The organism is Deltaproteobacteria bacterium (genome assembly GCA_019309045.1).
Classification (GTDB): domain Bacteria; phylum Desulfobacterota; class Syntrophobacteria; order BM002; family BM002; genus JAFDGZ01.
This window is the reverse complement of record JAFDGZ010000111.1, coordinates 1-8,070: the sequence shown is the minus strand read 5'-3', so window position 1 is coordinate 8,070 and position 8,070 is coordinate 1. Positions and strand designations below refer to the sequence as shown.

5 protein-coding genes are annotated in these 8,070 nt (G+C 53.1%); all 5 read left to right on the top strand.

The genetic code is table 11. The annotated features are described in order from the left end of the window. Window positions 1–464: 464 nt before the first annotated feature. Window positions 465–2,600, top strand: coding sequence for a cellulose biosynthesis cyclic di-GMP-binding regulatory protein BcsB (locus JRI89_15705; protein MBW2072684.1), 2,136 nt, complete (start codon window positions 465–467; stop codon window positions 2,598–2,600). Continuing rightward, entirely contained in the window at window positions 2,593–3,420 is an 828-nt protein-coding gene (locus JRI89_15700) for a hypothetical protein (GenBank protein MBW2072683.1), read from the top strand. The genes JRI89_15705 and JRI89_15700 overlap by 8 nt, the downstream gene beginning before the upstream one ends. Continuing rightward, window positions 3,402–5,297 (top strand): glycosyltransferase, encoded by a 1,896-nt coding sequence (locus JRI89_15695; protein MBW2072682.1) that lies wholly within the window; start codon window positions 3,402–3,404, stop codon window positions 5,295–5,297. The genes JRI89_15700 and JRI89_15695 overlap by 19 nt, the downstream gene beginning before the upstream one ends. Continuing rightward, the gene (locus JRI89_15690; protein MBW2072681.1) at window positions 5,263–6,810 is read left to right on the top strand and encodes a hypothetical protein; all 1,548 of its coding nucleotides are present in this window, start codon (window positions 5,263–5,265) and stop codon (window positions 6,808–6,810) included. The genes JRI89_15695 and JRI89_15690 overlap by 35 nt, the downstream gene beginning before the upstream one ends. Before the next feature lie 190 nt (window positions 6,811–7,000). Further along, window positions 7,001–8,070 (top strand): MinD/ParA family protein (locus JRI89_15685; protein MBW2072680.1); only part of this gene is annotated, 1,070 nt, incomplete at its 3' end.

Sequence of the window (8,070 nt, the reverse complement as noted above, 5' to 3'; positions counted from 1 at the left end):
TCAAAGGTGAAGGGCAGCTCACAGCGAATGGTAATGGGAATGACCTGTTTGGGATGAACTGGCCAGAGCTGGAGATAGATGTTTTCGGTGACACATGCCAACAAGGTGATGAGCAAAAGGATACCATTAAGGAAGAATCGCATCTCTTCTGTCCCCTATCTCCAAAGACCTGAAGACCATAACATAATATGCGCGCCAGTAAAAGGGCGCCATATGGTGGTTGCACTCCCTGCAACATTCGCGCCTTTCCGCATTTTTGCTGAGTATATCTGCCATGTCTCATTTCCAACAGTTTTGTATGACTGCCCCCTGATCTCGAAGCGCTAATTCTTTTAACATACTGTAATTAAAATAAATAACTGAATGTCTCGTCCAGGTGGTACAGAGTTTGCTCACACTATCAACTTCTGGCGGCTCATGTGATGCCCTGGACTGTTACTGTGGTTAAAAGAGGAAGAGTTTCCTTGTTGAATTCAAGAGTTCTACCTGCAAAGATCTTCATTGGATTGCTGGCCTTCACTCTGATGACAACGAAGCCGGCTATTGTGGCAGCCGACACTGTCTACGCAGTCAAAATAGCCGGGCCCATGCCAGAGAAGAAGGCAGAGAAAATCCTTGGCCAGATGCCTTCCTACAGTGATGTTGCTCTGGTGCACACTGCCCGGGGTTTCCAGGTAGTGCTGGGTTGTTTCTGGCACCGGCAGGAAGCAGAATTGCTCCTGAAAGGCCTGGGCAGCAGGTTCCACAGCAGTGAGATCATTGCTGTAGCTGACAATGCCTTGCAACAAAAAAGAGCTGCTCTCTTCAATATCTCCCTGAAAGACCTGGGCTATGAGCAGGGTCTTCTGGTGCGGGGAGTCAACAGCTATGCAGCCCTGTCTTATCCCTGGTATCCTGGGGCTCTCTTTGCAGGCAGCAGCCTTGTTCTCCATTTAAGGTTGTCGCCTTTGCTGGCGCCGCGCTCAACAATTGAAATCACTGTAAACTCCGTACCTCTGTTCGCCAGCTTTGTAGAAAAGCTCGGCAGCGAAGCCAGCATCGAGATTCCACTGGACTCCCTGTCTGCATCGAACCCGCCCAGTGACACCCTGAATATTGAGATCAGGGGATACCTGTGGATCACCGGCAACCGCTGTGTTGACGAGGCCTCCGGCAACAGCTGGCTCCTCGTAGAAAACTCCAGTTTTCTGAAGGTTCACTCCCAAGGCCCTGTTCTAGCTGTCAATGAGTTCTTTCATGACTACCGCAGGGTGTTTCATCTGATTCTCGAAAAGGAGACTCGGGCCAATGTTGAAACTGCTTTGCAAGTTTCTTCGCTCATAGGCATGGCCGGAAGCAGCCTGAAGACTACTGTGGTGTTCGGCCTTCCCACATGGAAGGGGAAAAATGTCTTTATTGGGGAGTTTCCCCAGGACTTGAAGGTGGTGGGCAGCAGCCTCTACCTGACTCCACGAGGAGCCAGGGTACTGGCAGGCAGGTTCGCTGCTGTTCTTGCTGCTGCTGCTGTGGATGTTCACGCCGTCGAGGAGGCTTCTTCGTCAGCGGCGGCTCCTTCTGCTGAGGTGAGCTTTGCAGAACTGGGACTCGCTGATCAGCAAATGCGGGGTACTGGAGATCTGACAGCAACGATCCCCTTCAACCTCTCCCAGTTGGGTGGTGCTCCTGGCAGGCTTTCCTGTTTGCTCGTCTATGCCCACACCCCCATATTCGCTGAAGACAGGGGTTATCTCAAAGTGAGGCTCAACGGCATTCTGCTGGAAAGCGTTATGCTCGAGGGCCAGGGAGGCATAAGGAATCATTCTGTTGAGCTGCCAGTGCGGTATCTGCACACTTCCAACACGCTGGAGATAGTGTTTTCTTCTCAGCCAGAGCAAGGAGACTGCACTGGCTTCATGCCGCAGAAGGAGGCATCGGTGCTGGCAGATTCAGCCTTCTATGTCGACAGCTTGGCAGGTGATGTCCTTGGTGCAGTAGGCGACTATGCAGGCCGTTTTGTGGGGCAAGGTGTAGTGGTGCTGTCGCAGCTCACGCCTGATTACTATGGGCCAGCTGCGGCCATTGTCAAGCTCATGGGGCAAATTCAGAAACAACCGGTCCATATTAGCCTGCATCTCGCCGGAGATCCATTGTCTGCGGAGTACCGTTATGCAATTCTCTGTCTGCAACCAGAGGACCTTCTCAGATTTCATCCCATAGTAGACGCTTCCAAGAGCTTTCAGGTGACAAATCCAATGACAGGGAAAGTCCTTGTCAGCGTGGCTCTCAGCGACACTGTGCATCTGCTGCAAGCCTTTGAAACCGACAGCAAGATACCGGTGCTCGCTCATTGCCGGGTCGGCAGCAGAGCCAGGCAGGCTTTGGTGCTCACGGCGGCGGACCTGAAGAAGCTCAGCAGCGGCAATGTGGCCATAGAAAAGCAAGGAACCTGGTATACGGCCCAGGTTGGCCGCAAGCTCCGCATTGTCTACCCTCACAGAAAGGGCTGGGAGTACTACTGGGTTCGCTACAAACTGGCAGTGAGCATTTTCCTGGGAACCCTGGGGCTGCTGCTGCTCATTTATCTGCAAAGAACCATGACAGGACGGAAAAAAGTTGACTAGGTGGGTATTTGTCCTGACAGTTGCCGTTGTCATAGCCGCCCCAACCGGAGCCCGGGCTGGCGCCTGGGTGAGAGACAAGGGCGAGATGTTTGTTGCTCTGCAGTACTACTACTATGAGACCAGCAGGTTCTTCGACCACAGCGGCAACAGCCAGAAGAGGGGAGGCAAGTTCAAGAAAAAGGAGATAAACCCCTATATTGAGTACGGCATCACCAGCCAGGACACCCTCTTTTTGAATCTGTTCTATGACTGGCTCACAGACAACGCGGCTGAACCCTCCAGCTCGAATTCGGGTCTGACGGACGTGGAATGCGGTTGGCGACGGCTGCTCCTGCAGCAACCTCCACAGGTGCTTTCCCTGCAAACCACCGTTATTGTCCCTACAGGGTACGATCTGGATGAGGATCCACGCCTCGGCTATGATCGCTTTGGCATGGAACTGGCCATGTTCTATGGCCGCTCTTTGCAGTGGGCTGACAGGTACGGCTTTGTCGAAGGTGGTGTCGGCTTTCGTCATTATTTTGGTTATCCTGCTGAGCAGATCCGTTCCTATGCGATGCTCGGACAGGATATCTGGGAGCATTTTCAGCTCCTTGGTGCGGCAGAACTTCACTACGGCCTCAATAATGGCAGCAACAAAAATATCGGCACCAACATCACGGTGGAACCCAACTATCGTTTGTTGAAAGTTTCCCTGGGAGGGCGACTGCGACTGAGACCGAATTGCTCCCTGGTGCTGGCTTACTACCGGCACATGTGGGGAGAAGATACCGGTGCAGGGGGAGGTTTTTACGGCAGCCTATGGATTACTGTCAAGTAGCCACAGCAAGTGAGATCGGCAAAAAGCGACTCCTGGGTGAGATCCTGGTGGAGTCTGGAAGGCTCACACCAGAGCAGCTCGAGGAGGCCCTCACTCTGCAGAAAACCACTGGCGGCAGACTAGGCTGGATTCTCATGAGCCAGGGGATCATATCCCGGCTCGATCTGTTCCACTCACTCGCAGCTCACTTTCAGCTGTCTTTCTGGAACCTTGATTTCACTGAATTCGAGCAGCAGTTCGACTGCAGTCTGATGAAAAGAGTGCCGCATAAAGAACTCATAAACAATCACGGCATTCCGGTGAAACTGCAGGGCGACAGGTTGACTCTGCTCACAGACTTTCCTGAAAACGAGCGCTGCCTGGAGTTTTTTCGCCGCAAGTTTTCGGTGGCGGATATAGAACAGTGGGTCATCACAGACCTGGATCTCATTCGTATTGTTGACCACTATTACCGTGAGACCCTGATAGACGCATCAATCTATGGCCTCTTTTATCGAAACCCGGAAGAGAGTGCTCTGCGCGTCTTTACCACCTCTCAAATCGTGGCCATGGGATGCCTGCTGCTGGCTGGCCTGGTCTGGCTCTATGTGGACGCGGTTTCGCTTCTCATATTTATCTTTCTCTTGATGCAGATGTTCTATTTCGTTACCGTGGCTTTCAGGCTGCTCCTCAGTCTGGTGGGAGCCAGGTGCGAGGTGAGCGAACCAATAACTCCAGAGGACATTGCCGCCCTGGATGACAAGGATCTGCCGCCCTATTCAGTGCTGATACCCGTTTACCGTGAGCCTGAGCTGCTGCCCACCCTCATTGATTCCTTGAAAAAAATTGACTACCCCCCCAACAAGCTGGATGTTCTCCTGCTGCTCGAGGAAAATGATCAACTCACACTGGAGGCGGCCAAAAAGGCCCAGCCTCCAGGCAACTGGCGCTTTGTAATTATTCCAGACACCTTTCCCAAGACCAAGCCAAAGGCATGCAATTATGGAGTCTATTTTTGCCGGGGCACCTACCTTACAATTTATGATGCAGAAGATATTCCAGAGCCGGATCAACTGAGAAAAGCAGTAGCCGCCTTCAACAAGCACGGCGACTCACACCTTTGCTTCCAGGCTGCCCTGAACTATTTCAATGCTAATGAGAATTTCATCACCCGTCTGTTCACACTGGAATACTCCTACTGGTTCGACTACCTGCTGCCCGGGCTCGACCGTTTGCAGCTTCCCATTCCTCTCGGAGGAACCAGCAACCACTTCCAGGTGAAGCACCTGAAAGCTCTCGGGGCCTGGGATCCATTCAACGTGACAGAGGATGCTGATCTGGGAATTCGTGGCTCAGCCAATGGGCTCACTGTGGGGGTGATCAATTCAACCACTTATGAAGAGGCAAATTCCCGCTACGGCAACTGGATCCGGCAGCGGTCCAGGTGGATAAAAGGCTATATTCAAACTGCCCTGGTGTTCAATAGACATCCCTGGGAGCTTCTGAAAAAGCTCGGCATAAAAAAGTGGCTCGCCTTTCAGCTCTTCATAGGAGGGACACCTGTTACTTTTCTGATCAATCCCATTGTCTGGGCCATTTTTCTCTACTGGCTGGCAACACAGAGCAAGGTGCTGGATCCCTTGTTCCCGCCGCTGTTGACCTATCTGGGCCTCTACAACCTTATCATTGGCAACTTCATGGGCATTTATCTCAACATGATGGCGGTATTCAGAAGAAAACTCTATGGACATGTACCTTATGCCCTGCTCAATCCGCTCTACTGGCTCTTCTTTCATTCTGTTGCCGCCTACAAGGCACTCTGGCAGCTTTTTTCGAAACCATTCTACTGGGAAAAGACCACACATGGAATCAGCCGCATGCCAAAACCAGTGCATTGAGGAGAGGGGTAGACGATTCTCAGGTCTCTTCCTGCTTCCAGGCGCTGCCCTGTTTGTCGGCTATGCAGCCATAAACCATTGGCTCTTTACCAGGGGCTACGCTGCCAGAACTTCTCTCTTCCTGGGAGAAAAGTGTCTGCTGGTGTTTCATGGGAATCCTCCACGTCTTGAGAACCTTGGCTTTGTCTATCCACCCCTGCCATATGCCTTCACCCTACTCTGTGGCAATCCCTTCCTGGGGACTGCCCTGGTGGGGGCAGCAGCAGCAAGCCTCTTTCTCGGCTTTCTGCGAAAATCTGCTCCATTTTGCCAAAAGGGGGCGGCAGCCAGAATGCTCTCTTTGTTGCTCTTCAGCTACCTCTGCCTCTCGCCCATGTTTCTCTTTCTCTTCACCCAGCGGAGCAATGTTTGCCTGTTCGTCCTCCTCTTTTCGCTGGGAGTGTATGCCCTGCTCAGGTACGCTGAGCAAGATCTGAGCATCCATCTCTTGCTGGCAGGCATGGTCTTCGGCGCCCTGTTTTATGTGAGCTTCGAGAGTTTTCTCCTGGTGGGTTTTTTTCTCCTGCCTCTGGTGCAGATTGTCCGCTGCCGCAACAGCTCTCTGACAACCGTGTGGTTGGTGCTCTGCTTTCCCATGGCTTTTTTTGCGCTGTCCTGGCTCTATCTGAACTATGTTTTCATGGGTGACGCCTTCTATTTTCTCCATTTTCAGCGGGCAACCCAGGGGGCAGCAGCGGGGAGCCAGAACCTGCAGGCTGTCGTGGGCAATGCAGCCGCGGCGCTGGCTGTGCTCGGCCGCGAGTTGCAGCGAAATTTCCTGCTGATCATGCCCTACTTTATGGTGCTGCTTGCCTCCCTGTTTCTGCGAAAAAGATTGTTCCACTATCTGCATCTCATTCTGCTGGCCCCGCTCTTGACTGCCTATTTGAGAATCTATCTGGGCAGTTTCAGCGGTGAGACCATCGAATATGCAATTTTCTTGACGACTGCTGTCCTGATTGCCAGCAAAGATGTACTGCTCAGGGAGAGGAAATGGACCGTGTGGCTGCTCACCCTCTGCTTCTGTACGTCCCTGGCAGTCAGCTTCATCCTGCCACTGGAGCATGGCAGCGATGAGGAGAAGGGCTTTGCCAGAGCCCTGTATGGACATGGGAATTTTCAGAATCTGCAGAATGATCTGGAGCTGCTTGAGCGGCTCGGCAGCAAAGGGCGCGTTCTCCTGGACGACACTACACTCTACAGTCTGGTCTACCTCTATGGCGACCCAAAGAGGTTCCTCTTGCCGTATGAGTATGAGTTCGAGACAGCACTTTCAGCCCCTAGACTTTTTGTCTCTTATGTGGTGGTCAGCAAGAACAAATTCCGAGATCGCCTGCTCGGCCGCTATCCTCTGGCCTCGGCAGGGTTCCTGCAAGGCTATGAGCTGGTGGCTGACTTTGGCAGGGCAGTGCTCTATCGCCGGCTGGAAGAAAAGGCGCCCGGTGGCCGAGGAAGTCTTGCCGCAGTGAAGTGATACTGTGGGCAGGCAAGGGAGGCATGCTGGATAAGGTAAGGATAGAGGAGATCATCGGCAGCACAGTGAATTTTTTATATATTTTCCACAAACTGCCGATAAGGAGACAAGGACTGCGAGTCGAGGCAACAGGGAAAGTTCACTTGCGCAGGCCGGGCGCAGGCCCCTGCAGCCCGCTTTGTGTGTGCTGATGACTGAAACGAACGGCGAAAACATGGGTACCAGGGTAATTGCTGTGGCCAGCGGCAAAGGCGGTGTGGGCAAAACCAATGTCTGCGTCAATCTCGCCCTGAGTCTTGCCAGAGCGCAAAAACGGGTCTGTCTGCTCGACTGCGATCTGGGCCTGGCCAATGTGGATATTCTCCTGGGTATCGAGGCGCAGTGGAATCTTGGCCACGTGATCTCCGGCGAAAAGGAACTGACCGAGGTACTGGTGGAAGGGCCCGAGGGTACCTGCATCATTCCAGGAAGTTCGGACGTGGACAACCCAGGGGAATTGAGTCCCCAGGAGCGCTCTCGGCTGGTGGAAAGCTTCAGGGCTCTGGCGCCCTATGATTTCATGATTATTGACACGGCTGCTGGCATAGGCCGCAATGTCACCGGCATCCTTGCTGCAGCAGACGAAATTCTGGTGGTAGTAACGCCTGAACCCACTTCTCTAACTGACTCCTATGCCCTCATCAAGACGCTGAGGAAAAAGGGCTGCACCAGGCCCATCAACATCATCGTCAATATGGTGCGCTCTGCTGGAGGAGCGCAGCGGGTGTTCAGCAAACTGCAACAGGTGACGAAGAAATATCTGGGAGAAGAAATTGCTGCTGCCGGCTACATAATCCAGGATGACAATGTGCCCGTGGCGGTTTCTAGGCAAAGGCCCTTCACGCAGCTTTTCCCTCAGGGCAGTGCCAGCACCTGTGTGGAAAAGATAGCCCGATGGCTGACTGGAGGCAACGGGCAGAGCAGAAACGGCCGCACTCTGGTGGACTTCTGGAGAGAAGCTGCGGACAAGAGCGATGGTTCAGCGGCAACCAGCCAGGGCAATGAAAAGCCCAGGGCTGACCAGAGGTCTGATCAGGGCAGGGAAAGCGGCAGCTCTATTCTGGAGATTCTGCTGGATGAAGGGGCCATAGACGAAAAACAATTGGACTATGCCCGCAAGGTCCACAGAAAGCTGGAGAAAAGAAAGAGGATCCTGGAGGTGCTCCAGGATCTGCGCTACCTCACCCTGGAGCAGATAAAAGAGATACTGAAAAAGAGAGG

Coding starts and splice junctions, on each gene's coding strand:
- JRI89_15695 (MBW2072682.1), top strand. CDS start 3,402: ATGGATTACTGTCAAGTAGCCACAGCAAGTGAGATCGGCAAAAAGCGA.
- JRI89_15690 (MBW2072681.1), top strand. CDS start 5,263: ATGGAATCAGCCGCATGCCAAAACCAGTGCATTGAGGAGAGGGGTAGA.